Origin of the sequence: Thioclava sp. SK-1, from assembly GCF_001705665.1 — a bacterium.
In the GTDB taxonomy this organism is placed as follows: domain Bacteria; phylum Pseudomonadota; class Alphaproteobacteria; order Rhodobacterales; family Rhodobacteraceae; genus Thioclava.
The window spans coordinates 48,149-71,468 of record NZ_MDHA01000054.1 but is presented as its reverse complement, the minus strand read 5'-3'; the positions used below and the strand labels follow the sequence as shown (position 1 = coordinate 71,468).

The following is a 23,320-nucleotide window of genomic DNA, read 5'->3' as shown; positions in this document are numbered from 1 at the left end:
CGTCACGCCATCCTGCATGCCGCTGTCCTTCTCGGCCTGCTTGACCCATCCGCTCAGTGTCTGGGGAATACAGCCGATCTTGGGTGCAATGGCCGCTATCGCGCCCGCTTGCGTTTCATATGAACCTTGATGTTCAAACACCATCCGGACCGCCCGCACGCGAACTTCTGGCGAGTAGCGATTTGCCATTTTGCTTTTTGTCATAACCATCATCCTTACTTAAGTTGATGGTCTCCGACAAACTCGGGGCGATTCAGTATAGCCGAGCATGGCGTCGCCGTCCCCTCTCCCGCCGTTAGTGCGGCGGCATGGTGTTTCTCGCCCACATCCGTGAACAGCATCGTTTGAGCCGTGGCAGTTATGGCAGGCCGCGACACCCACGGCATTCTGCGCCAGGATGGAAATCACCGGTGGCTTTGGAAAGAAGCGCAGCGTGATGTCAGTGGTTGACAGGAATTCAACTGGGGCAGGGCCAGATCACCACGATCAAGATATTCTCTGAGGCCAATGCCCGAAACCTGCATCTGCCCGAGGGCTGGTGCACCGTCATCACGCCTGACTTTGCCGGCATGATTGGGGCTGACAAATTCATAAAAATAGTGCTGAACGAGTATCGGCTGGCCAATATCAAGAAGAACGTTTCAAGGATCGCATAGCGGGCTTTTGGGGCCTGCTTCATGCATGCTTATGCCTTGCGGCGAAGCAGGATATTCGCTGTTCGCTGAAATGTATAAGATCGTTTTTAAATGCGCAGACACTGAATTATCTGGGCGTGCAGACTTATGGTTCATTGGCATTGTGCCCGCTACCAGAGCCTAGTCAAATGTGCCCGTGACCCGCCCCAGCAGCATGAACGCACGCGCGGAACGTGTTTCGGCCAGCTCTGCAATCTCTTGATCCGAGGCGTTCTTCTCAAAATCTGTGAAGGTTTTGTCGAATTGCCGCAAGAAGTGATGCACCGCGTCACGGAAGACCGTGTCATTGCGCATCCGGGCCGCGGTAAGGGCCAGCGACGCGCGGTCCCGCACCCCGCCCAAAGACGCTATTTCGCGGCCCCGTTCGCCCTTGGCAAAGCGGCGCCACAGTTCTGAACGGGCACGATCGGACTTTAGGTCATCCATATAGATGCCGTCTTGCGAAAGCAGGTTCAACGCATCTTGGGCCGCGCGGATCAGCTTGGCCATTGCCCGGTCATCAAGTGCATGGCGCAGGGCGCGAAACCCTTCGCGGTCATCCGCATTATCAGGGAAGTTCAACGCCCGGATGAAATCGGTGACAGACACTGGCAAGGCGAAATCTTCGGCCGGTGTGCCAAGGGCCAGCGCGGGTTGTTCCTCGTCGGCAGGGGCCGGCTCTGGCGTGACAAGGGCCGCTTTGTGGTCGGCAGAGGCCTGAATGGTGTGGTGATCGCGGCGCGAGGTAAAGGTTGCAATCGCTGTTTCGGCCTGACGGGTGGCCAATGCGATCTCATCCAGCTTACGCTTCATGGCACCGTCATCTCGGGCACGCTGTTGATCAATCCATGCGGCGCGCATCGCCTCAATCGAGGATTTCAGCGATTGCGCTTCGGCACGCATTTCCCGCGCAGTGCGGGCGGTGATCGCCGCAACCCAGATCATCGCAACCGGCAGGAAGATCCCCACCAGAACCATCACCATCGTCATCAGGTCCATGCCGGTTTGTTCCGCAGGGGCAAATTGCCAAAACCCGACCACAGCCACCAACCATATCACTGTCAGCGCCAAAGCGCCGATTTCGGTGGGGGTGATGTTGAGCTTGGACGCGGGTTGCCCCGGCGCGCTGCGCAATGGTGCTGCGCCCAGCTCTTTTGTGTGATCGGTTTCAGCCATGATATGCGTCAAATATACTGAATGTCGACGATTTCGTAACTGCGGGTGCCGCCGGGGCTGCGCACCTCAACCGAGTCGCCTTTTTCTTTGCCGATCAACGCACGCGAAAGTGGGGATTTCATATTCAATCGACCCTGTTCCAGATCGGCCTCAGATTCGCCAACGATCTGATAGGTTTTTTCCTCATCCGTATCTTCATCTGCGATGGTGACCGTGGCGCCGAATTTAACCGACCCTTTCAGGGTTTTGGGATCGATGACCTGTGCAAGGCCCATTGTGCCTTCCAGTTCCTTGATCCGGCCTTCAACAAAGCTCTGCTTTTCGCGGGCGGCATGATATTCAGCGTTTTCAGACAGATCACCATGTTCTCGTGCCTCCGCAATCGCGCGGATCACGGCAGGGCGCTCAACAGATTTGAGCGTCTTAAGTTCTGCGTCAAGACGGGCAAAACCCGCTTTTGTCATCGGTAGCTTTTCCATAAAAGCCCTCGTTTAAATTTTGCTTCTTCAGGGGCGGTGTTGCCAAGGTAAAGTCGCGCTCGGGTCGCAAAGTCAAGAGCGGCGTCAAATTTTCGGCTTATATACGGTTTAGTGATGCCTAAACCGAAGTGTGCGGGAAATCCTCGGCGCTGTCATGGCCTTTGCGCTTTGCGATATGGGATCAGGCTGCCTGATCGTCACTGTTAAGTGCGGCCAATTTGGACTGCATGAGGGTCAAATCTCTGTAGCAGGTGACGGCGCGTCTGACTGAATTTATAATCGGTAATTCATGTGTATGCGGTCATCATATCTGCCCGCCTAAGGGGATATCATGGCTCTCCGCTCGGTGGAAATTGGGTTCTGCGGCAAATTCAGGCAGAAGGACATGTTCGGGGGTGGTTCTGCGCAAGAATATTGCGCGAAGACCTTGCGTTGCGATTGCCTCACTTGGTTCGGTAAGTTACTGAGTCTCTTAGACCACGCCAGTAGCAAGCCGGGATGAACAAAATGACCGAGATCGAACGGGAGTCGATGGAATACGATGTTGTGATCGTTGGCGCAGGGCCTGCAGGCCTGTCAGCAGCGATCCGACTAAAGCAGATCGACCCTGATCTTGAGGTCGTCGTTTTGGAAAAAGGTTCGGAGGTGGGGGCGCATATCCTGTCTGGTGCTGTTCTGGACCCTGTTGGGCTGAACGCGCTGATCCCGGATTGGAAAGCCAAAGGCGCGCCGCTGAACACACCGGTGACCAAGGATAATTTCTATGCTTTGGGGCCGGCCGGGGGCATTCGTATCCCAAATTGGCCGATGCCAAAGCTGATGTCGAATCACGGCAATTATATCGTGTCGATGGGCAATGTGTGCCGTTGGCTGGCGGAACAGGCCGAAGAGCTGGGCGTTGAAGTGTTCCCAGGCATGGCGGCATCAGAAATCGTTTGGGATGGCGACCGTGTTGCCGGAGTCATCGCGGGTGAATTTGGCAAAAACCCTGACGGGACGCAGGGCGATGCCTATGAGCCGGGGATGGAGCTGCGCGGTAAATATGTCTTCTTGGGTGAAGGCGTGCGCGGATCCTTGTCCAAGACCGTGATGGAGAAGTTCAATCTGTCAGACGGGCATTGTCCGCAGAAATTTGGCCTTGGCATGAAGGAAATCTGGGAAATTGATCCAGAAAAACATGCTGAAGGCACCGTAACCCATACGATGGGCTGGCCATTGGGCAGTAACGCGGGCGGCGGGTCATTTATCTATCACCTTGAAAATAATCAAATCTATATTGGTTTCGTGGTGCATTTGAATTACGAAAACCCGCATGTCTTTCCCTATATGGAATTTCAGCGTTTCAAACATCATCCAATGGTCGCCGAGTTGCTGAAGGGTGGCAAGCGCGTGGCCTATGGCGCGCGTGCGATTTCCGAAGGTGGCCTGCAATCCTTGCCGAAAATGACATTCCCCGGTGGTGTGTTGATGGGATGTTCGGCGGGCATGGTGAATGTGCCGCGCATTAAGGGCAATCATAACGCGATGCTTTCGGGCATTGCCGCAGCCGAAGCCGCAGCCGAGGCGATCAAAGCCGGGCGCGAAGGTGACGAGCTGACCCGCTATGAGTCAGAGGTGCGCGATGGCGCGATCGGGAAAGACCTGTCCCTTGTGCGCAATGTAAAACCGCTTTGGGCAAAATGGGGGCTTGTTGCCTCTTTGGCGCTAGGTGGGTTGGATATGTGGACCAACACGTTGCTGGGAAAATCGTTCTTTGGCACATTGCGGCACGGAAAGTCGGATGCAAAGGCGACCGGTCTGGCAAAGGATTATCCAAAAATTGAATATCCCAAACCGGATGGAAAACTGTCCTTTGACCGGCTGACCAATGTTAGTTTTTCTTTCACCAATCATGAGGAATCGCAGCCCTGTCATTTGCAGCTGCGTGACCCGTCTGTTCCGATTTCGGTGAATCTGCCGCAATATGACGAGCCCGCGCAGCGCTATTGCCCGGCGGGCGTCTATGAGGTTGTGGAAAAAGACGGCAAACCAGAGTTTGTCATTAATTTCCAAAACTGTGTCCATTGTAAAACCTGCGATATCAAAGACCCCAGTCAGAATATCAACTGGACCACGCCGCAGGGGGGCGATGGGCCGAACTATCCCAATATGTGATGAGATCGGGGGCCATGTGCCCCCGTTTTTCTGTGCGGTGATACCGCTGGTCCCGTATAATTTGTCACTTCGGCGTGTGCCGGGTGCAGATTCTTGCCTTGGGGAAGGTGCGCGGATTGCCTTGGGCTTTGGCCGCAGATAGGCTCCTGCTCAAGCTTTGAGAGGATGACTATATGCCCCATTTCCGGATGCCGCTATCGAAACTGATTGCGGTCTGTGCATGGAGCGCAGCTTTGGCGACCGGCACGCAGGCCCTATCCGACCCGGCCGGGGCGTATCTGGCCGCGCGGGTCGCAGCCCAATCCAGTGATTATGAAACGGCGTCAAAGTATTTTGATCAACTGATGGCTGGCGGGATGCAAGATGCCGCCACATTGGAAACCGCTCTGATCAACCATGTGATTTTGCAAGATTTCGATCGCACGACTGCTTTGGTCGATCAGCTGGTGGCTGCTGCAGGTGATGATGGCAGCCAGATCGCCGCTTTGGTGCAACTTGCTACGGTGGCGAAGCAGGGTGATTTTGCCGCCGGATTGACCTTGGTTGAAGATGGCGCAAATGCCGGTCCGCTTGTGCTGGGCCTGTATAAAGCATGGGCCTTGGTCGGTGAAGGTCGTATGGCTGAGGCGCTGGAGGCGTTCGACGCGATGGCGAAGCAGCCCGCGCTTGCAGGGTTTGCCAGCTATCATAAAGCCCTGGCTTTGGCGCAGGTTGGTGATTTTGAAGGCGCCGAGGAGATCTTGGCCGGGCCGGCGGCGGATGTGATCCATCGGTCGCGTCGTGGTGTTTTGGCCCATGTGCAGGTTTTGTCACAGCTGGAACGAAATGATGAGGCGCTGCAAGTGATGGCGGCGGTGTTCGGCGATACGCTGGACCCGCATCTGTTGCAGGTGCGCGAACAGCTGACCGATGGGGAAGCGTTGCCGTTCACGGTTGCGCGCAATGCGACGGATGGCATTGCCGAGCTGTATTTCACCGTCGCCACCGCGCTTGCAGGCGAAGTGCCCGATGCATTCCCGTTGGTTCATACCCGCTTGGCGCATTGGTTACGGCCTGATCATGAAGACGCGATTTTGCTTTCTGCGTCTTTGCTGGAAGAACAAAAGCAGTTTGATCTGGCGATTGCCACCTATCAGGAAATTCTGCCGGAAAGCCCGCTGTTCCAGGCGGCTGAAATGGGCCGTGCCGAAGCGATGGTGCGCGCCGACCGTACGGATGCCGCGATTGAGGTGTTGCAATCTTTGGCCCGTGCAGAAGAAGACAGTCCCGGGGTTTGGACCTCTTTGGGTGATGTGCTACGCCGCGAAGAGCGGTATGACGAGGCAACAAAAGCCTATGACTCGGCCATTGAAGCGATCCCTGACCCGCAGGCCGCTGACTGGTTCGTGTTCTATGCCCGTGCAATATCCGAAGAACGCGCGGATCATTGGGACGCAGCAGAGGCCGATTTCCGTCGTGCCTTGGACCTGAACCCCGGTCAACCATCCGTGCTGAATTACCTTGGCTATTCTTATGTCGAGAAAAAGCAAAACCTGGACGAGGCCCTGGGCATGATCGAACAGGCGGTCGCGGCGCGGCCTGACAGTGGCTATATCGTCGACAGTCTGGGATGGGCTTATTTTGAGCTGGGTCGGTATCAGGAATCGGTTGAGCAAATGGAACGCGCGGTCGAGCTGGAGGCCGTTGATCCGCTGGTGAATGACCACTTGGGCGATGTATATTGGGCCGTGGGGCGCAAGCGAGAGGCTGAATTTCAGTGGAAACGCGCGCTAAGTTTTGCGGCGGCCGTTGATAACAAAACGGATATGGACATCGAACGCGTGCGGCGAAAATTAGAGGTCGGTCTGGATGTCGTGCGCGAAGAAGAGGGCGCACCGCCCCTGAGCGCGGTCAAACGCGAGGTGATGGACGAGGCTGCACAGTGACTTTGCGGGTTTACGCCCCTGCAAAAGTCAACCTGACGCTACATGTGACGGGCCAGCGCGACGATGGGTATCACCTGTTGGATTCGTTGGTCAGTTTTGCGCAGGTCAGCGATCACTTGCAGGTCTCTGATGCAGATCACTTGTCGCTGTGTGTTACGGGGCCAGAGGCGCGCGGCGTGCCTGCGGATGACAACAATCTGGTGATGAAAGCAGCCCGCGCTATTGGGCAGGTCTATGGGATTGAGCCCAAGTTGGCATTGCAGTTGCATAAAAACCTTCCGTCAGCTTCGGGGATTGGCGGTGGCTCTGCCGATGCGGCGGCTTGTGTGCGTGCTGTATTGGCTCATTGGGATGTGCCGCTGGATCTGGCGGATGCGCGGTTGCGCGACGCTGTGCAGGGCTTGGGCGCGGATGTGTGGATGTGTTTGGCCTCTGTTCCCTGCCGGGTGCGCGGGATCGGCAACACGCTTAGTCCGGTGGCACTGCCAGATGTGGCCTGCCTGCTGGTCAATCCAAGGGTAGAGGTGCCGACCCCACCGGTTTTCAAGGCGCTTCCCACAAAAACCAACGCGCCAATGCCACAGATGCTGCCGGAAGATCCCTCGTTAGAGGCGTTCATCGCGTTTTTGGCCGCACAGCGTAATGATTTGCAAAGTCCGGCTATCGCCCTTGCACCAGTGATCGCCAGCGTTGTGAAAACGCTTCAAGAGGTGCCGGGATGTCAATTGGCCCGGATGTCAGGATCTGGTGCAACCTGTTTTGGGCTGTTTCCCACGATAGGGATGGCCCATGCCGCACAGGCGCAGATTGCCGCACAGCAGACCGGTTGGTGGTGTGCGGCAGGTCTGCTGGGGTCACAATCGGGGCAGGGCGCCCCCCACCGTATCTGATGCGAAGCAAAAGGCCCGGCGTGTTTGCCGGGCCTTTTGCTTTGAGGGGATCATGATCACCGCACGCGGGCGACAACATAATCCGCCAATTCATCCAGCATATGTCGCAAAGGCACATCGGGTAGGGCAGTCAATGCATTGCGGGCAACGTCTGCCCAATGCAGGGCCTCGATGCGCGTCGCCTCTAATGTGCCATGCCGGGTCATCAGCGCCATAGCCTGGTCCAGGTCCCCGTCCTCTTGCTGCCCCTTCTCAATCGTGCGGGTCCAGAAGCCACGCTCTTCGGCATTGGCCAGGGCTACGGCTTTGATGACGGGCAATGTCAGTTTGCGCTCGCGGAAATCATCGCCGGTGTTCTTGCCGATCGTGTCGGTCGCGCCGCTGTAATCGAGCAGATCATCGACCATTTGGAAGGCAATCCCCAAAGCATCGCCATATTCGAACAATGCCTGTGTCTGCGCGGCAGGGGCAGCGGCCAAAACACCACCAACCTGTGTCGCAGCGGAGAATAGCGCAGCGGTTTTCCCACGGATCACCTGCAGATAGATTTCCTCCGTGGTGGCTAGATCCTGTGCGGCGGTCAGCTGCAAAACCTCGCCTTCGGCAATCACCGCAGAGGCGTTGGACAAGATCGCCAGAACCTCCATATTGTCCGCTTCGGTCATCAGCTGGAAAGACCGCGCAAACAGGTAATCGCCGACCAAAACACTGGATTTATTGTCCCATAGCAGATTCGCCGTGGGCCGGCCGCGGCGCTGCGCGCTTTCGTCCACCACATCATCATGCAGCAAGGTGGCCGTATGGATAAATTCAACCGTTGCGGCCAGATGCACATGGTAGGGGCCGTCATAGCCACAGATCCGCGCCGCCGCGAGCGTCAGCATCGGGCGCAGACGTTTGCCGCCAGCTTCAACCAGATGTGCGGTGACCTCTGGGATACGGGGCGCGTGCTTCGACGCCATCCGTGTGCGAATCAGCTGATTGACAGCCTCCATATCGGAGGACAGGGCCTGTGCGAGGCGGTCATGCGGCTTTACCGTCTTATCATCGAGGCTCATCATATTTCCTTCTCGACCTCCGCCATCTCGACAGCGCGTCAAGCACTGCTTAAATGATAGATTATGAAAGAGCTTATACGAACAAACGACCCTGTGCGGATGGCCATTGCAAGCGCCCTTCTCGATGGCGAGGGTATAACCAGCTTTCAGCTGGACGTCCATATGAGCGTGCTCGATGGGAGCATTGGTATTTTGCCGCGTCGTTTGATGGTCGTGGACCGTGATTTGTTCCGCGCAAAGGCGATTCTACGCGATAATGATCTGTTGGAGGGATGATGTTTGCGCCCGATGAATTGACGTATGATCGTTTTTTGGACGGGCGAGTGATGATACGTCAGCCGCAGATTGGCTATCGTGCGGCAATGGATCCGGTGCTGTTGGCTGCGGCCTGCCCGGCACGGCCAAAAGAATCAGTGCTTGAACTGGGGTGCGGTGTTGGTGTGGCCAGCCTGTGTTTGGGGTGGCGTGTGCCTGATTTGACCCTGACAGGATTGGAATTACAGGCACCCTATGCGGCGTTGGCGCGACAAAATGCACAAGAAAATGCAATTTCCCTGCGGGTGATTGAAGGGGATCTGGCACAAATGCCTGCCCAATTGCGCGAAGAAAATTTCGATCATGTTATCGCAAACCCTCCGTATTTTCCGCCCTATGCGGGCACTGCAGCAAAAGACCCAGGGCGCGAAACTGCCCTGCGCGAGGCCACGCCGCTGGCCATTTGGGTGCAGCAAGGCCTTAAACGCCTAAGGCCGGGGGGATGGATATCAATCATTCAGCAGGCAGATCGCCTGCCTGATATCTTGACCCCTTTGGCACGGGGTGCGGGAAATATTCAAGTTTTGCCAATCAGTTCACGCGATGGTCGCGACGCCGGGCGGGTCATCGTACGTGGCCGCAAAGGCTCTGCCGCACCGTTTCGTTTGGTTGCGCCACTGGTTTTGCATGCAGGTGCCCAGCATTTGCGCGATGGCGAAGATTTGAGTTTTGTTGCGCAATCATTGCTGCGCAGCGGCGAAAAATTGCAGGTTCCGCTTTAATACTTTTGCAATATTTCGCCGATCAACTTGGAACCGGCACGACCAATGCGACAAACTCGTGACAAACGAAGAAAATCGTGCTGGAATATACTTGCATCAACAGAGAGGAGACTGCCCATGTCGCTAGGTTCACACATCAATGAACTTCGCAGAAAGCATCAGGCATTGTCGCTTGAGGTAGAACAAGCGGCGCGACGTCCTGCGTTTGACGACCTCCACCTATCCCGCATGAAAAAGCAAAAACTTCAGATCAAACAGGAAATTTCTCGCTTAGAGCGGACCTGACCCGCACATCCATCTTCCCCGGGCGCGGGGCGGATGATGTTCAGTGGCATAGGTTGATCCTCTGGCCAGGACCGAAATTGCCGCTTTGATCAAAATCAACGACAGCCGGGTGCTCTGGCTTTGGCTGTCGTTCCCCATCCAAAAATCACTAAGATTTGGAAAACTGCCAAAAAGGCCCGCATATTGCGGGCCTTTGACGATTTTGAACATATTATAACAGAGGCTTAGACAAGATATTGGCCGCCATTCGCGGTCAATGTTGAACCGGTGATGAAACCAGCCTCGTCAGAGGCCAAGAAAACGACGCAGCGTGCGATATCTTCTGGTTCGCCCAATCGTCCCACCGGAATGGTGCCGATGATCGCATCACGGACCTTCTCCGGCACGGCCATGACCATTTCCGTAGCGATATAACCCGGGCAGATCACATTCGCGGTAATGTTCTTGCGTGCGCCTTCTTGTGCCAGCGCTTTAGTGAACCCGATGTCACCCGCCTTTGCAGCGGAATAGTTCGCCTGTCCGAATTGCCCCTTCTGGCCGTTGATCGACGAGATGCTGATGATCCGGCCAAAGCTACGCTCTCGCATGCCGTTCCACAGCGGGTGGGTCATGTTGAACAGGCCCGACAGGTTGGTGTCCATAACCTCCGCCCATTGTTCGCGCGTCATCTTGTGGAACGGTGCATCACGGGTGATGCCGGCGTTGTTCACAAGGATATCGACGGGACCAAGATCGGCCTCGACTTTGGCGATGCCTTCGACGCAGGCATCATAATCGGCAACGGACCATTTATAGGTGTGGATCCCGGTTTCATCCGTAAAGGCTTTGGCGGCTTCATCATTTCCCGCATAGGTCGCGGCAACGGTATAGCCGGCGGCTTTCAATGCTTTGGAAATGGCTGCGCCGATTCCGCGCGAACCTCCGGTGACGAGTGCAACTCTGGACATTTTTCCTCCTCAGGCGTCTGGTAGTCTTTAGCTTCTTATCTTTGACCTTTGCGCAACAAAATTGCGCAAAGGTATCATTTTATGCAGGTAAAATTACAAACCTTCAAGGCACATTGCGACGCCCATGCCACCACCGATGCACAAAGTGGCAAGACCTTTCTTCGCGTTGGAGCGTTTCATCTCAAACAGCAAGGTATTCAGGACGCGGCAGCCAGAGGCACCAATCGGGTGGCCGATGGCAATCGCACCGCCATTCACGTTTACTTTTGACGTGTCCCACCCCATTTCCTTGTTTACCGCGCAAGCCTGCGCAGCGAAGGCTTCGTTGGCCTCGATCAGGTCAAGGTCATCAGCGGACCAACCTGCCTTCTCCAGCGCTTTGCGCGATGACGGAATGGGGCCACAGCCCATAATGGACGGGTCTAGGCCAGCAGTTGCATAAGAGGCGATACGGGCCAGCGGTGTCAGCCCACGCTTTTGTGCCTCGTCTTCCGTCATCATCAACACAGCCGCCGCACCGTCATTCAGACCCGAGGCATTCGCCGCGGTGACAGAGCCGTCTTTGGCGAAGGCAGGACGCAGTTTTTGCATGCTTTCAATTGTCGCGCCGTGACGGATATATTCATCCTTATCGACGATGATGTCACCTTTGCGGGTCTTTACCGTGAAGGGTGTGATCTCATCTTCAAATTTACCGGCCTTCTGGGCAGCTTCGGCTTTGTTCTGCGATGCCAGCGCGAATTCATCTTGTTGTTCGCGGGTGATTTCAAACTGGGCCGCGACGTTTTCTGCGGTTTGACCCATGTGATAGCCATTAAAGGCGTCCCACAGCCCGTCTTTGATCATCGAATCAATCATCTTCATATCGCCCATTTTCGTCCCGGCGCGAAGATGCGCGACATGGGTCGACAGCGACATATTTTCCTGACCACCGGCGATCACGACTTTTGCATCGCCCAACATGATATGCTGTGCGCCCAGGGCGACGGCGCGCAGGCCCGAACCGCAGACCTGATTGATCCCCCATGCGGCGCTTTCGATCGGCAGGCCTGCGTTGATATGTGCTTGGCGTGCGGGGTTTTGTCCCTGACCGGCTGTCAGCACCTGGCCAAGAATGGTCTCACAAACGTCAGCTTTATCGATGCCAGCCCTTTGCACAACGGCTTCCAGCACGGTCGCCCCAAGATCATGCGCCGGGCTTGTGGCAAATGCGCCATTGAAACTGCCAACCGCAGTCCGAGCCGCCGAAACGATAACAATATTTGTCATAAAACCTCTCCTCATGGTCACGGGCCATTGGCCACCATCGGCACGCAGCATGCCGGTTAACAGCAAGAGGTCAAGAATATTTAATAAATATATTTGGCGGATTTTGTAATTTTGTTTCGCAACCGCAGCATTTCCCGCAAATGGTGATATGCGGAGGGCGTCTGCGTGTTTTTAAAGCGTCTGACAGTGACGTCTTTTGGTGAAGCGTTGCGCTAAATGCGCCCGGCTGCAAGATATTTTTTCTGATACTGTCGCCAAGATCCTCTGTAGGGGCCGCGCTGCATGCGGAAGATTTTGCGACAAAACACCGCGCGTGCGGGGCTGGCTATGATGCCATTTGCGGCCCCCTACGCGGCCTGAAGGATGTACAGGGCCGATGTGGTGGATCACACCGTATCGAGGTAGATCTCGGATTGTTCTTGTTCGGTCAGCTCGCCCATATAGTGTATTTCTTGGCGCTTGGTCATCAAGAAATTGGTGATAAGCTCGGGATCGAAAATACGCTGAATATGCCCGCAGCGTTCAAAGGCATCGCAGGCATCGGCCCATGTCTCTGGCAGCTGTTTCAAGCCCAGATCATAGGCATTGCCCTTGAACGGCGCAGGTGGGTCGCGACCGTCTTCGATGCCGTTTAATGCAGCGCCCAAAATCGCGGCAATCATCAGATAGGGGTTCACATCGCCGCCCGCCACGCGGTGTTCGATGCGGCGTGCAACCGGTGCGCTGTCAGGAATGCGCAATGCGGCGGTGCGATTTTCATAGGCCCAGCCAATCCCCGTCGGCGCATGGGCATTGGGCACCAAACGGTCATAGCTGTTCTCATGTGGTGCGAAGAGCAGGGCTGAGCCGGGCAGAGCCTCTAGCAATCCGTTGACTGCGTGACGCATCGTGTCAGAGCCCGCACGCGTGCCATCGTCAAATACATTGCGCCCATCGGCGTCCAATACGGAGAAATGCGTGTGCATCCCGTTTCCCGGCCAGGCATCATAGGGTTTGGCCATAAAGCTGGCTGCGAAACCGTAGCTGCGTGCCAGACCCTTAACCAACATTTTGAAGAACCATGCATCATCCGCCGCTTTCAGCGGATCGGGCTGGTGCATCATATTCAGTTCAAACTGGCCCGGACCCGCCTCTGAAATCGCGGTATCGGCGGGTATATCCATCATCTCGCAGGCTTCATAAAGCGAGGTAAAGAACTGGTCGAACGCATCGAGGGCGCGCAAAGATAAAACCTCACCGCCCGAACGGCGTTTGCCAGAACGCGGTGATGGTGGGACGCGCAATGTCTTACCGCTGTCATCGATCAGATAAAATTCCAGCTCGGTCGCGACCACGGGGGTCAGACCTCGTGCCTTATAGCGGTTGACCACCGCCGCAAGTGCCTGACGCGGATCACCCATATAAGGGCGGCCATCCATGTGGAACATCCAGATCGGCAAAATCGCGGTGGGCGCTGTCAGCCACGGCATGGGCATAAAGCCGCGATCCGTGGGCATCAGCAAAGCGTCGGCATCGCCGGATTCAAACACCAGCGGGCTGTCTTCGACATCTTCGCCCCAGATATCAAGATTCATCACCGAATACGGAAACCGCGTGCCGTCTGTGAAGACTTTGCTTGCAGTTTTGACGGGCAGGCGTTTGCCACGCGCGATCCCGTTCAGATCGGCAGCGGCCACACGAATGGTGCGCACTTCCGGATGTTCTAGGAAAAAGTCCATGATCTACCTGACTGTCTTATCTGACAAGTTGCGGCCGGATCTTCAACTTTCGGGGGGCACCCGGAAGGTGACGATTTAGCCTGCGGTTGATCGCACCAAACAGCGTGATTACGCATAAAGTCAAGAGGATGAAATAGAACGCGGCAATTGGATAGGCGACAAAAGGATTAAATGTCTTATCTGCAAGATAAGACGCGTAATACAATGCATCCCCCTGTTGGCGAAAGGCCGGAAACCCAGAGAAGAACACAAGCGCGGTGGAGTGGAATAGGAAAATCGCTTCATTGGTATAGGACGGCCACGCCAGCCGCAGCATTGTAGGCCATGTGATTTTGCGAAACTTCTTCCAGCCGTCAAACCCATAGGCATCGGCGGCCTCAAGATCGCCTTTGGGCACAGAACGTAGCGCACCATAGAATATCTCGGCGGAATAGGCGGAGGTGTTTAGAAACAGCACCAAAAGTGCACCAGCCCATGCGCGCGTCAGCCAAGATGTCTCAAGCGTCAGGCCCCAGAATTCTAATCCCTGCCGTGGCAACATTGTCAGCAATTCATAGGTTAGGAAGAATTGCACAAACAGTGGGGATCCGCGGAACAAAAAGATGAACCATTCCGATGGTTTACGCAGGAACGGGTTTTGCGCGGCTTTGCCAAGCGCCAATACGGTCGCAAAGATAAAGCCAAATGCCAGGGCTAAAGTGCCGAAATACACGTTCCAGATCATGCCAGAGCCGATCAGCGTGAAATCATGGCAAAGCGTGAAATCGGTGCGCGGCAAGGCGCGTTCGCCAATGCCGATGGACCGCAGGCCATAGTCTTGAACAATCTGCCAGCAGCTATCGGTCATGCGTCAGCCCCTTTGCGCAAGGTTTCACCGGCCAATGTCGCCTGACCGCGCGACAAACGTGTGGTGATACGGGCTAACACGATTTCAGAGATTTTGGTCATGCCCAGATAAAATACCAACAGGGCAAGGAAATACCACAGCCGCCAATCGGGATGCGGGTAATCGAAGATCTGTGATTTGGTCGATCCCAGCTCCCGCGCCCAGTAGACGATATCCTCCACACCCAGCAAGAACAGCAGTGGTGTCGCCTTCAGCAAGATCATCCAAAGGTTCGACAGGCCGGGAATCGCATAGGTCCACATCTGCGGTATCAACACGCGGCGGGTGACCTGACGCTGGCTCATGCCATATGCGGCTGCGGTCTCTAGCTGCGCATGCGGAACAGCCTTCATCGCGCCATATAGGACATTGGCGGCAAAGGCGCCAAACACGATGGCAAAGGCCACGACGGCCAGTGTAAACCCATATATCTCATGATAAATTTGCGGCGAGCTGGACAGCGGCAGCTTGGCCGCATCGCACACCAGAAAGCTGTTGCCCTGGCGCACCGGCTCTGTCCAGCCGGGGCAGAACATGCGGTGCCGGATATATTCTAGGCCTTGGTCCATCGCGATTGGAACGAATAGGAAAAAGACAATATCTGGCACGCCGCGCACCATCGCAGTGTAGGCTTTGCCAAACCAACGCAGCGGTGCCAAGCTGGACCGCGCTGACAGCGCCCCACCAAAGCCAAAGGCCAGCGCCACTGGTGCCGTAACCAGCATCAGCAGTAGAACCGTCCCAAAGCTGGCATAAAACAGCATATGCTTGCCCGTGGTGAGGTAGCATATCAGCCATGACAGGCCTTCAAGCGCTTTCGGATCGGCACAGCTTGCGAACATATCATCCAATCGGCAGGGCGCGCACGCCCCGCCTGTCCATTAGATCAGCTTAAATCGAGACCAGATTAAAAGACGGCTGCGTCGTCACCGAAATATTTCTTGATCAGATCATTCAATGTGCCGTCTTTTTTCATCGACAAAATAGCTGCGTTCATCTTTTCCTTTAGCTCGGTATCGGACTTGCGTAGGCCCATGCCAACACCATCACCAAGCTGGATGTCTTCGCCCGCCCAGACATAGTTGCCAGTTTCTTCGACAAAGGGTTTCAGCGCGTCGGCATCGGCAAAGACCGCATCCGCTTCGCCGTTTTGCACTGCCGCGACCGTGTCATCTAGCGTGGCGAATTCCAGCAAGGTGGCCTCGGTGCTGGCGATATATTCTGCCTGCAATGTGTTGACCTGCGCTGCGATCACGCCGGTGGTCGTGTCCGCATCTGCTTCCAGCGCCATGTATTTTGACGAGGCAGGTGGGATATAGTTTTGCGTAAAATCAATAGTTTCCGCGCGTTCTGCGGTGATGTTCATGCCTGCAATGATGGTGTCGTAATTGCCCGAAAGCAGGTTCGGAATGATCGAGTCCCAATCATTGGTGACCCATTCACAGGTCAATTCGGCGCGGGCGCACAGCTCATCACCCAGCTCACGCTCAAAACCAGCAACTTCGCCATTGTCATCAATGAAGTTATAGGGAGGGTAGGCACCCTCTGTCCCCATGCGGACAACATCTTGGGCAAACGCCGCTGTTGCGGTCATTGCGATGGCGGCACTGGCCAAAAGCAGGTTCTTCATGTTTCTCTCCACTGTAGACTTATTGTTGGTATTATGCCGGCGTGGTGGCCGACAAAAACTGTCGCAAACGTTCGGATTTCGGTGCGCCGAAAATCTGCTCTGGGGGGCCTTGTTCCAAAAGCTTACCTTGGTGCAAGAACACGACGTGATCGGAAACGTCGCGCGCAAGGCGCATGTCATGGGTGACAAGGATCATCGTGCGGTGCTCTTTGGCCAGATCCTTGATGACCTTGACCACCTCTTGCTGCAATTCTGGATCAAGCGCGGAGGTGGGTTCATCCAGCAGCAGTGCCTCCGGCTGCATGCATAGGGCGCGGGCGATCGCCGCACGCTGCTGTTGCCCGCCTGAAAGCTGGGCAGGCCAGGCATCGCATTTGTCGCCAATGCCAACCTTTGTTAAATAGTCGCGTGCCAAAGGCTCAACCTCTTTTGAATTGCGGCCTAAGACAGTGACAGGCGCCTCCATGACATTTTGTAAGATAGTCATGTGGGACCACAGGTTGAACTGTTGGAACACCATTGACAGGTTGGTGCGAAAACGCGTGACTTGCGCGCGGTTGGCGGGTCGACGGGCCAGCCCTGTTCCGGTCCAATCCACGGTCTCGCCTTTAAACAAGATGTCACCGGACTGGCTGTCCTCCAGCAGATTGCAGCATCGCAGAAGCGTTGATTTGCCTGACCCAGAGGAGCCGATCAAGGACACCACATGTCCACGCGGCGCGGTGATCGAGACCCCTTTTAGAACCTCCAGCGTGCCATAGCTTTTATGCAGGTTCCGGATCTCAATCACGGGGTCAAGGCTGCCTTGGGGGGCCGATGGGTGTATGTTTAATGGGGTCACGCGAATTGTATCTCTGGGCTTTTCGTCCGTTTGGTCAATTGGAGTGAAACGTCATGGAAATGCAATCATGGAATCCAGAGTTACGTTGGGGCATCGCCAAAAACGCAGGCACATGTTCAATTTATTGGCTGGAACCCGGCGTCACATTTCACGCTTTGCAACGCGCTGGCGAGCCAAGGCCGAATCAACATCGTTTACGCCAAGAAGTTTGGCAGCCATGCGGATAAGCGCATCTTCATCCGCATCACGCTGGCCGTCAGCCAGTGCCACTTCCCACAGGGCTTCGATCACTTTGATCCTATCGTCATAGGGGATCTTTTCTTTGAGTGCACGGGTGAAGCGAACCGTATCCGGCGCATCGCTTTCAACGATTTCGGCCTCATGGCGCAGGGCACTTGCCTGTGCCGGAGCCAGACCTTGCCGCGCAGCCAACACACGGTCAATGCGCGTCTTTTCGACCTCGGAGTAGGTTTCATCTGTCCGCGCGAGGCGCACCAACAATGCCGCCAATGCGAGCTCTGCGTCGGTGGGATCGAGAGGGTTAGGATCGGGTGCCGTGAGCGCGGCGAACAAAGAACGTATCATCGCTTAAATTTTAGGGCGCTGGGATGCTGTGGCAAGTGACATTTGCATGTGTTGCGATAGTTGGGGCGCTGCCCCCTTGGCCTGTGGCCAATTCCCCCGGGATATTTCAGGCAAGATGAAAGGATTAACTGCGCGCTGCTTTTTCGGCGATCCCTGATGTGCCTTCGCGGCGTTCAAGCTCTACCTCAACATCGGCAAGAGTGACATCGCGTGCCGCAAGCATAACCAGAAGATGGTACAATACGTCTGCGGCTTCGCTTGTCAGGCGTTCTTGATCCCCTTTAACGGCTTCGATGATCGCTTCAACAGCCTCTTCGCCGAATTTCTCGGCACATTTTTCGGGACCTTGTGAGAATAACTTTGCGGTCCATGAGCTATTTGGATCCGCTGATTTTCGAGATTGGACTGTTGCGTTTAGTCGTGCCAAAGCTGTCATATGAGCCTCATTGGTATACCTTCGGCCGCCATATGGGCCTTTGCCTGTGCTATGGTGAAATCACCGAAATGGAAAATTGATGCGGCAAGTACAGCACTTGCACCGCCTTTCGTCACGCCGTCAACAAGGTGATCTAATGTTCCGACACCGCCGGATGCGATAACAGGCACGTCAACCGCGTCAGAAATTGCGCGCGTCAGTGGGAGGTTGAAGCCTGCGCGCGTTCCATCCCGGTCCATAGAGGTCAGAAGAATCTCCCCAGCACCTTTTGCTACAACTGTGCGTGCAAACTCAACAGCATCAATTCCAGTCGCCTTGCGCCCCCCATGGGTGAAAATTTCCCATCGATCAGGTGCGACAGACTTTGCATCAATTGCACAGACAATGCACTGGCTACCGAAGCGGTCGGCGGCACTTGCGATTACGTCAGGATCATTCACGGCCGCAGAATTGAAAGAGACTTTATCTGCACCAGCCAAAAGAAGGTTCCGAACATCTTCATGGCTGCGAACGCCACCGCCGACCGTCAGCGGCATGAAACATTGCTCGGCCGTGCGTGTGACCAGGTCAAACATCGTGCCACGGTTTTCATGGGTCGCATGAATGTCCAAAAAGCACAATTCATCTGCGCCCGCCGCATCATAAGCCTTTGCGGCCTCGACCGGGTCGCCTGCATCTATCAAATCTGTAAAATTTACACCTTTAACGACGCGACCATCAGCAACATCTAAGCACGGAATAATCCGAGTTTTCAGCATGGACAGGCTCCTTTGTGCCTATGTATGTCCCGAAAATGAGTTAGACAAACGAACCCAGTTTCAGCTTGCCATAAATATCCCGGGTGAATTTCCAGGTCGCTCAGTATGAGCGGCCTGGAAAGAGGGCAGGGCCCTGTCACTTTTTTAATGCGCTCAAGGCCGCCGACAAATCCAGCACACCATCATAAATTGCTCTGCCTGAAATTGCGCCGGCTATCACACCAGTGTCGCGCAGTGCGATCAGATCCGGTAAGGAAGACACGCCACCTGACGCAATGACGGGGATTGTCACCGCCTGCCCCAAGGCCGCAGTCGCGTCGATGTTTGGCCCACCCATCGCGCCATCACGCATAATATCAGTGTATATAATCGCAGCGACGCCAGCATCTTCAAATGTTCTCGCCAAATCGGTGACCATAATGTCGGTTTCTGTGGCCCAGCCCTTCGTCGCAACCTTGCCGTTGCGCGCATCAAGACCTACGGCGACTTTTCCTGGAAATGCCTTTGCGGCTTGGCGCACCAGATCGGGATTTTCGACCGCAACCGTCCCAAGGATCACACGTGCCAAGCCACCTTCGAGCCAACGTTCAATCGTTGCCATATCGCGGATGCCACCACCCAACTGCGCGGGAACATTTATATGTGCCAAGATCGCTTCAACCGCTGCGGCATTTACGGGTTTGCCTGCAAAGGCGCCGTTTAAATCGACCAGATGTACCCATTCACAGCCCGCGGCCTCAAACGCGGCAGCCTGCGCTGCCGGGTCATCGCCAAACACGGTTGCCTTCTCCATGTCGCCATGTAGCAAACGTACACATTGGCCGTCTTTCAGGTCGATCGCAGGGTACAAGATCATCGTCACGCTCCGTTCATGTCGTGCTCGTCTTATGACGCTTGCGCCGCTCCGGGGCAAGGGACGCAGCGTTGCTCTTGCGTAGAATCACGCCGCGCGGATTGATGGCTGCATCAGGGAGGATGTCATGAAATATGTTTTTATTGCTGGCCTGTTTGCGGCGCTCGCTTCGGGCGCATATGCGGACCCGATAGAGGGGCTGTGGCAAACAGAACCCGATGATGGCGCTTTTGCCTACGTGGATATTGCGCCATGCGGGCAGTATTTTTGCGGCACGATCACCCGCACGTTCAAAGCGGGAGCGGAATACGCATCCAAAAACATCGGGAAGCAAATCGTGCAGGACATGGCGGCACAAGGCGGTGGGAAATATCGTGGCAAGGTTTTTCGCCCTTCAAACGGTAAAACCTACACGGGAAAAATAACTGTCCAAGGTAAAGCCATGGCAATGTCTGGCTGCGTGGCGGGCGGATTGATTTGCGCGAAGCAAAATTGGGTCAAAATCCAATAGGTAAGCTGGGCCGCCTGCGCGAAAGCAACGTCGATCCGGGGATGCAAGAGCGCCTGCAAGGGTTCAATGCCCGCGCAGGCGCTGCCTTACTGTGGCTACGGCGCCCAAGTCAGGAAATTCTGGATCAAGCGTAAACCGGTTGCTTGTGACTTCTCGGGATGGAACTGTGTACCGATTACGTTGTCACGTCCGACAATTGCGGTGACGGGCCCGGCATAATCGACATGTGCGATCAGATCCGCAGGGTTGGCGACCTTAAAATGATAGCTATGCACGAAATAGGCATGATCGCCGGTCGCAATCCCGCTCAGCACAGGGTGCGGTTGATCCACTACCAGATCGTTCCACCCCATATGTGGGACTTTCAGCGTCGCATCCGCTGGTTCAATTCGAACCACCTCACCGGGAACCCAGCCAAAGCCTGCGGTCTCGGTAAATTCTAGGCCTCGCGTTGCCAGCATCTGCATTCCAATGCAGATCCCCATGAATGGCGTGCCTGATTTTACCTTTTGACTGATCGCATCGAATAAGCCGGTAAAATCATCCAAAGCGGCACGACACGAAGGGTAGGCCCCGTCGCCTGGCAGGACGATCCGATCCGCCTTGGCCACCAAATCAGGGTCAGAGGTCACGGTAATCGTGCCCAAATCGCCTTCTTGCGCCATTCGCTCGAAGGCTTTTTGCGCGGAATGCAGGTTGCCGCTGTCATAATCCACCAAAACGGTCAGTGACATATCAGCTCCTTACAGCTTGCCCTTGGTCGAGGGCAAAGCCTTCGCCATACGTGGATCAATTTCAACGGCCATGCGCAGCGCGCGCGCGACCGATTTGAACGTGGTTTCTGCAATGTGGTGGCTGTTGAACCCATGCACCGCATCAATATGCAGCGTTATGCCGCCATGTGTGGACAGGGCTTGAAAGAATTCGCGCACCAGCTCGGTATCGAATGTGCCGATTTTGTCGCTGGGGAATGCGATATTCCAGACAAGGAAGGGCCGGGCGGACAGATCCAAGGCGGTTTTTACCTGCGTATCATCCATTGCCAGCGCAAAATGGCCATAGCGGTTGATCCCACGTTTGTCGCCAAGGGCGGTCACAAGCGCCTGACCAATCGCAATGCCGGTATCTTCGACGGTATGATGATCGTCGATGTGGTAATCGCCCTTGGCCCGGATTGTCATATCAATCAGGGAATGCCGGGACAGCTGGTCCAGCATATGGTCGAAAAAACCGACCCCAGTTTGATTGTCATAGATCCCGGTGCCGTCCAGATTGATCGTCACATCAATTTGGGTTTCTGCCGTCTTGCGGGTGATCGTTGCCTTGCGCATGGCCGCTCCATTTGGTTCAGCCGCGTTATATGCGCCCCTTGCGGGCTTTCCAAGCAAGGAGTTGCCCTTGGCCAGTCGCTCAACGACGGCCAAGGGCAGGATCGGATGCCTTATTCCGCAGCAGATTGCTTTGCGGCGGCGGGGGTGACATCGGTTGGTGCTTTTGGGGCGGGGGCACCCAAGGGCCGTGCCGGATGCCAATCGACGCCATAGGTGTCTTTGATATAGCCTTCGAAATAGTCGCCCATTGCATCAAACGTGGTTGAGAGTTTCTCGAATTCGGCCCGGCCCAAGACCAGAACCTTGCCATCCTCCAGCGCCACGACCGACCCATAGCGGGTGGTTTCGCCCATGATCATCCGCTCACCAAAATGTCCACCGGGGCCGACCTCACGGCAGGTGACTTCGCCGGTATTGTCGTCTTGATAGGTGACTTCAAAGCGCCCGCTGACAACGGTGTAAAACCCATCTGAGCGATTGCCCTTTTCAAACACCCGGTCTCCCTTTGCAAAATGCACATAACGCGCCCCGTCTTTGCCCGAGACATCCAGCTGCACAACAGAGCGCGGGCGGATGCCATCCAGAAACCAGCTAAGGAAGACGCGTAGCTTCGTGTCAAAGCCGGGCATGAACGACAGGTAATAGATGCGCCACAACAGCCAAGCCGGATAGCCCGAAAGCTTGACCCCGAACACCTCGGCAACACCGCGATGCGCGCCCAGCGATGCCAGCGAGCCACGGCTTTTATATTGGAAGACCGACAGCGGCTTGCCTTGCACCGCCGCTTGAATGTTTTTCGCCAGATGCCGCGCCTCTCGCACGGCAAACTGTGCCGTAGGCGGGGCGAAGTCGCCACGCTCTGTCGCAGCCTCTTTCAGAGGGATCATAGCGCAATCGCCCAGTGACCAAACGTTGTCCCGCCCTTGGGCGCGCAAAGTGCGATCTACCGCCACCCGACCGTGGTTCAGCGCCAGGTTCATTTCAAGCACAATGGGGGAGGGCGCGTTGCCAATCGTGGCCACGATTGTCCGGGTGGGGATCTCTTCTCCGGTGCTTGTTACGAGGCGCCGTCCGGTGGCGGAGGCCACGCCAGTGTTCAGCATAACTTCAACGCCGCGGGCTTCGAGCTGTTTGACCGCATAGGCCGCCAGGCTTTCAGGCAGTTCGTTCAATGCGCGCGGTGCAAATTCGACCGCGACAACACGGATTTCGGACGGGTCAATATTGGGGTAGTATTTCAGCGATCTGTCGATCAACTCTTTCATTTCACCCACGGTTTCAATGCCCGAAAACCCTGCGCCGACAACCACGAAGGTCAGGGCTTCGCGTTTGACTTCGGGCAGGAAGGTCACATCGGCATGTTCCAGACGTTCAATGATATGGGCACGCAGGCGCCGGGCATCATCAAGGGTTTTCATCTGCAATGCATGGTCTGACAAGCCGGGAACGCGGCTTAGATCAATGCGCGAGCCCATCGCGACAACCAGATGATCATATTCGATTTCGGTGGGGCGACGCTGCACACCTTGGAATACGGTCACGACCTGACGGTCAAAATCTACCGAATGGATCGTCGCCTTGCGCAGGCGCACACCTTTCAGCAATTCGCGCAGAGAGGTTACGGCATTCATCTCCGCAATCGCACCGGCGGCAACTTCGGGAAGCAAAGGCTGAAAGACGAAGTAATTCTCTTCGCTGATCAATTGGATATCGGCTGTCTCACCGAAGCGCTTGCGCAGTTCTCTTGCGGCATATAGCCCGCCAAACCCGCCGCCCAACACCAAAAGCTTTTGTCCCATGCCGAAGTACCTTTCACATACTGCCCGATACCTCCCTATGAAACCGATATAGCGCGGTTTCAAAGATGTCACCCTGTC

26 protein-coding genes are annotated in these 23,320 nt (G+C 55.7%); 8 read left to right on the top strand and 18 right to left on the bottom strand.

Annotated features, from left to right (window positions below; translation table 11 throughout):
• Positions 1–204: transposase (locus BFP70_RS13775; RefSeq protein ID WP_141693206.1), on the bottom strand; the 204-nt coding region annotated here is incomplete at its 3' end.
• A gap of 242 nt (positions 205–446) precedes the next feature.
• Here BFP70_RS13775 and BFP70_RS13770 point away from each other — a divergent pair.
• Positions 447–656, top strand: coding sequence for a hypothetical protein (locus BFP70_RS13770; RefSeq protein WP_066012234.1), 210 nt, complete (start codon positions 447–449; stop codon positions 654–656).
• 159 nt (positions 657–815) lie between these two features.
• Here the strand turns inward: BFP70_RS13770 and BFP70_RS13765 are convergent, their stop codons facing one another.
• The gene (locus tag BFP70_RS13765; protein ID WP_066012233.1) at positions 816–1,850 is read right to left on the bottom strand and encodes a hypothetical protein; all 1,035 of its coding nucleotides are present in this window, start codon (positions 1,848–1,850) and stop codon (positions 816–818) included.
• Positions 1,851–1,858: 8 nt separating this feature from the next.
• Positions 1,859–2,329, bottom strand: coding sequence for a transcription elongation factor GreA (gene greA, locus BFP70_RS13760; RefSeq protein ID WP_066012232.1), 471 nt, complete (start codon positions 2,327–2,329; stop codon positions 1,859–1,861).
• Positions 2,330–2,836: 507 nt separating this feature from the next.
• On the opposite strand from greA, the gene BFP70_RS13755 reads away from it, so the two are divergent.
• The 3 genes from BFP70_RS13755 (at position 2,837) to BFP70_RS13745 (ending at position 7,298) form a co-directional block, all read left to right on the top strand.
• Positions 2,837–4,483 (top strand): electron transfer flavoprotein-ubiquinone oxidoreductase, encoded by a 1,647-nt coding sequence (locus tag BFP70_RS13755; protein WP_066012240.1) that lies wholly within the window; start codon positions 2,837–2,839, stop codon positions 4,481–4,483.
• A 173-nt stretch (positions 4,484–4,656) separates the two neighbouring features.
• Complete coding sequence (locus BFP70_RS13750) at positions 4,657–6,408, top strand: tetratricopeptide repeat protein (RefSeq protein ID WP_255356711.1); 1,752 nt, start codon at positions 4,657–4,659, stop codon at positions 6,406–6,408.
• The gene (locus BFP70_RS13745) at positions 6,405–7,298 is read left to right on the top strand and encodes a 4-(cytidine 5'-diphospho)-2-C-methyl-D-erythritol kinase (protein ID WP_066012231.1); all 894 of its coding nucleotides are present in this window, start codon (positions 6,405–6,407) and stop codon (positions 7,296–7,298) included. Before BFP70_RS13750 ends, BFP70_RS13745 begins: the two co-directional genes overlap by 4 nt.
• A 56-nt stretch (positions 7,299–7,354) precedes the next feature.
• Here the strand turns inward: BFP70_RS13745 and BFP70_RS13740 are convergent, their stop codons facing one another.
• Positions 7,355–8,356 (bottom strand): polyprenyl synthetase family protein, encoded by a 1,002-nt coding sequence (locus tag BFP70_RS13740; protein WP_066012230.1) that lies wholly within the window; start codon positions 8,354–8,356, stop codon positions 7,355–7,357.
• A 63-nt stretch (positions 8,357–8,419) separates the two neighbouring features.
• Here BFP70_RS13740 and BFP70_RS13735 point away from each other — a divergent pair, with 63 nt between their 5' ends.
• The 3 genes from BFP70_RS13735 to BFP70_RS13725 all read left to right on the top strand — a co-directional run bounded on the left by BFP70_RS13735 (position 8,420) and on the right by BFP70_RS13725 (position 9,678).
• Complete coding sequence (locus BFP70_RS13735) at positions 8,420–8,632, top strand: DUF2007 domain-containing protein (RefSeq protein ID WP_066012229.1); 213 nt, start codon at positions 8,420–8,422, stop codon at positions 8,630–8,632.
• On the top strand, positions 8,632–9,393 hold the full coding sequence (locus BFP70_RS13730) for a tRNA1(Val) (adenine(37)-N6)-methyltransferase (RefSeq protein WP_066012228.1): 762 nt from the start codon (positions 8,632–8,634) through the stop codon (positions 9,391–9,393). The genes BFP70_RS13735 and BFP70_RS13730 overlap by 1 nt, the downstream gene beginning before the upstream one ends.
• 117 nt (positions 9,394–9,510) lie before the next feature.
• The gene (locus BFP70_RS13725) at positions 9,511–9,678 is read left to right on the top strand and encodes a YdcH family protein (protein ID WP_066012227.1); all 168 of its coding nucleotides are present in this window, start codon (positions 9,511–9,513) and stop codon (positions 9,676–9,678) included.
• A 224-nt stretch (positions 9,679–9,902) separates the two neighbouring features.
• On the opposite strand, the gene BFP70_RS13715 is transcribed toward BFP70_RS13725, so the two are convergent.
• The 11 genes from BFP70_RS13715 to hisA form a co-directional block, all read right to left on the bottom strand.
• Positions 9,903–10,625 (bottom strand): beta-ketoacyl-ACP reductase, encoded by a 723-nt coding sequence (locus BFP70_RS13715; RefSeq protein ID WP_066012225.1) that lies wholly within the window; start codon positions 10,623–10,625, stop codon positions 9,903–9,905.
• 93 nt (positions 10,626–10,718) lie between these two features.
• Positions 10,719–11,894, bottom strand: a complete 1,176-nt coding sequence (locus BFP70_RS13710; RefSeq protein WP_066012224.1) for an acetyl-CoA C-acetyltransferase — start codon at positions 11,892–11,894, stop codon at positions 10,719–10,721.
• 386 nt (positions 11,895–12,280) lie between these two features.
• On the bottom strand, positions 12,281–13,615 hold the full coding sequence (locus tag BFP70_RS13705) for a glutamine synthetase family protein (RefSeq protein ID WP_066012223.1): 1,335 nt from the start codon (positions 13,613–13,615) through the stop codon (positions 12,281–12,283).
• Between the two features lie 13 nt (positions 13,616–13,628).
• The gene (locus BFP70_RS13700; RefSeq protein ID WP_066012222.1) at positions 13,629–14,459 is read right to left on the bottom strand and encodes an ABC transporter permease; all 831 of its coding nucleotides are present in this window, start codon (positions 14,457–14,459) and stop codon (positions 13,629–13,631) included.
• The gene (locus tag BFP70_RS13695) at positions 14,456–15,340 is read right to left on the bottom strand and encodes an ABC transporter permease (RefSeq protein WP_066012221.1); all 885 of its coding nucleotides are present in this window, start codon (positions 15,338–15,340) and stop codon (positions 14,456–14,458) included. Before BFP70_RS13695 ends, BFP70_RS13700 begins: the two co-directional genes overlap by 4 nt.
• A gap of 65 nt (positions 15,341–15,405) precedes the next feature.
• Complete coding sequence (locus BFP70_RS13690) at positions 15,406–16,128, bottom strand: transporter substrate-binding domain-containing protein (RefSeq protein ID WP_066012220.1); 723 nt, start codon at positions 16,126–16,128, stop codon at positions 15,406–15,408.
• A gap of 31 nt (positions 16,129–16,159) precedes the next feature.
• Positions 16,160–16,969, bottom strand: a complete 810-nt coding sequence (locus tag BFP70_RS13685) for an ABC transporter ATP-binding protein (RefSeq protein ID WP_304441952.1) — start codon at positions 16,967–16,969, stop codon at positions 16,160–16,162.
• 141 nt (positions 16,970–17,110) lie between these two features.
• Entirely contained in the window at positions 17,111–17,554 is a 444-nt protein-coding gene (locus tag BFP70_RS13680) for a TerB family tellurite resistance protein (protein ID WP_066012219.1), read from the bottom strand.
• 124 nt (positions 17,555–17,678) lie between these two features.
• The gene (locus BFP70_RS13675) at positions 17,679–17,990 is read right to left on the bottom strand and encodes a phosphoribosyl-ATP diphosphatase (RefSeq protein WP_066012218.1); all 312 of its coding nucleotides are present in this window, start codon (positions 17,988–17,990) and stop codon (positions 17,679–17,681) included.
• Positions 17,987–18,748, bottom strand: a complete 762-nt coding sequence (gene hisF / locus BFP70_RS13670; RefSeq protein ID WP_066012217.1) for an imidazole glycerol phosphate synthase subunit HisF — start codon at positions 18,746–18,748, stop codon at positions 17,987–17,989. Before hisF ends, BFP70_RS13675 begins: the two co-directional genes overlap by 4 nt.
• Positions 18,749–18,884: 136 nt before the next feature.
• Complete coding sequence (gene hisA / locus BFP70_RS13665; protein WP_066012216.1) at positions 18,885–19,604, bottom strand: 1-(5-phosphoribosyl)-5-[(5-phosphoribosylamino)methylideneamino]imidazole-4-carboxamide isomerase; 720 nt, start codon at positions 19,602–19,604, stop codon at positions 18,885–18,887.
• Positions 19,605–19,728: 124 nt separating this feature from the next.
• On the opposite strand from hisA, the gene BFP70_RS13660 reads away from it, so the two are divergent.
• Positions 19,729–20,112: a DUF2147 domain-containing protein gene (locus BFP70_RS13660; protein WP_066012215.1), complete on the top strand. Its 384-nt coding sequence runs from the start codon at positions 19,729–19,731 to the stop codon at positions 20,110–20,112.
• Between the two features lie 95 nt (positions 20,113–20,207).
• On the opposite strand, the gene hisH is transcribed toward BFP70_RS13660, so the two are convergent.
• The 3 genes from hisH to BFP70_RS13645 form a co-directional block, all read right to left on the bottom strand.
• Positions 20,208–20,846: an imidazole glycerol phosphate synthase subunit HisH gene (hisH, locus tag BFP70_RS13655; RefSeq protein ID WP_066012214.1), complete on the bottom strand. Its 639-nt coding sequence runs from the start codon at positions 20,844–20,846 to the stop codon at positions 20,208–20,210.
• Between the two features lie 9 nt (positions 20,847–20,855).
• Complete coding sequence (gene hisB / locus BFP70_RS13650) at positions 20,856–21,443, bottom strand: imidazoleglycerol-phosphate dehydratase HisB (RefSeq protein WP_066012213.1); 588 nt, start codon at positions 21,441–21,443, stop codon at positions 20,856–20,858.
• A 110-nt stretch (positions 21,444–21,553) separates the two neighbouring features.
• Complete coding sequence (locus BFP70_RS13645) at positions 21,554–23,242, bottom strand: FAD-dependent oxidoreductase (protein ID WP_066012212.1); 1,689 nt, start codon at positions 23,240–23,242, stop codon at positions 21,554–21,556.
• Positions 23,243–23,320: the final 78 nt, after the last annotated feature.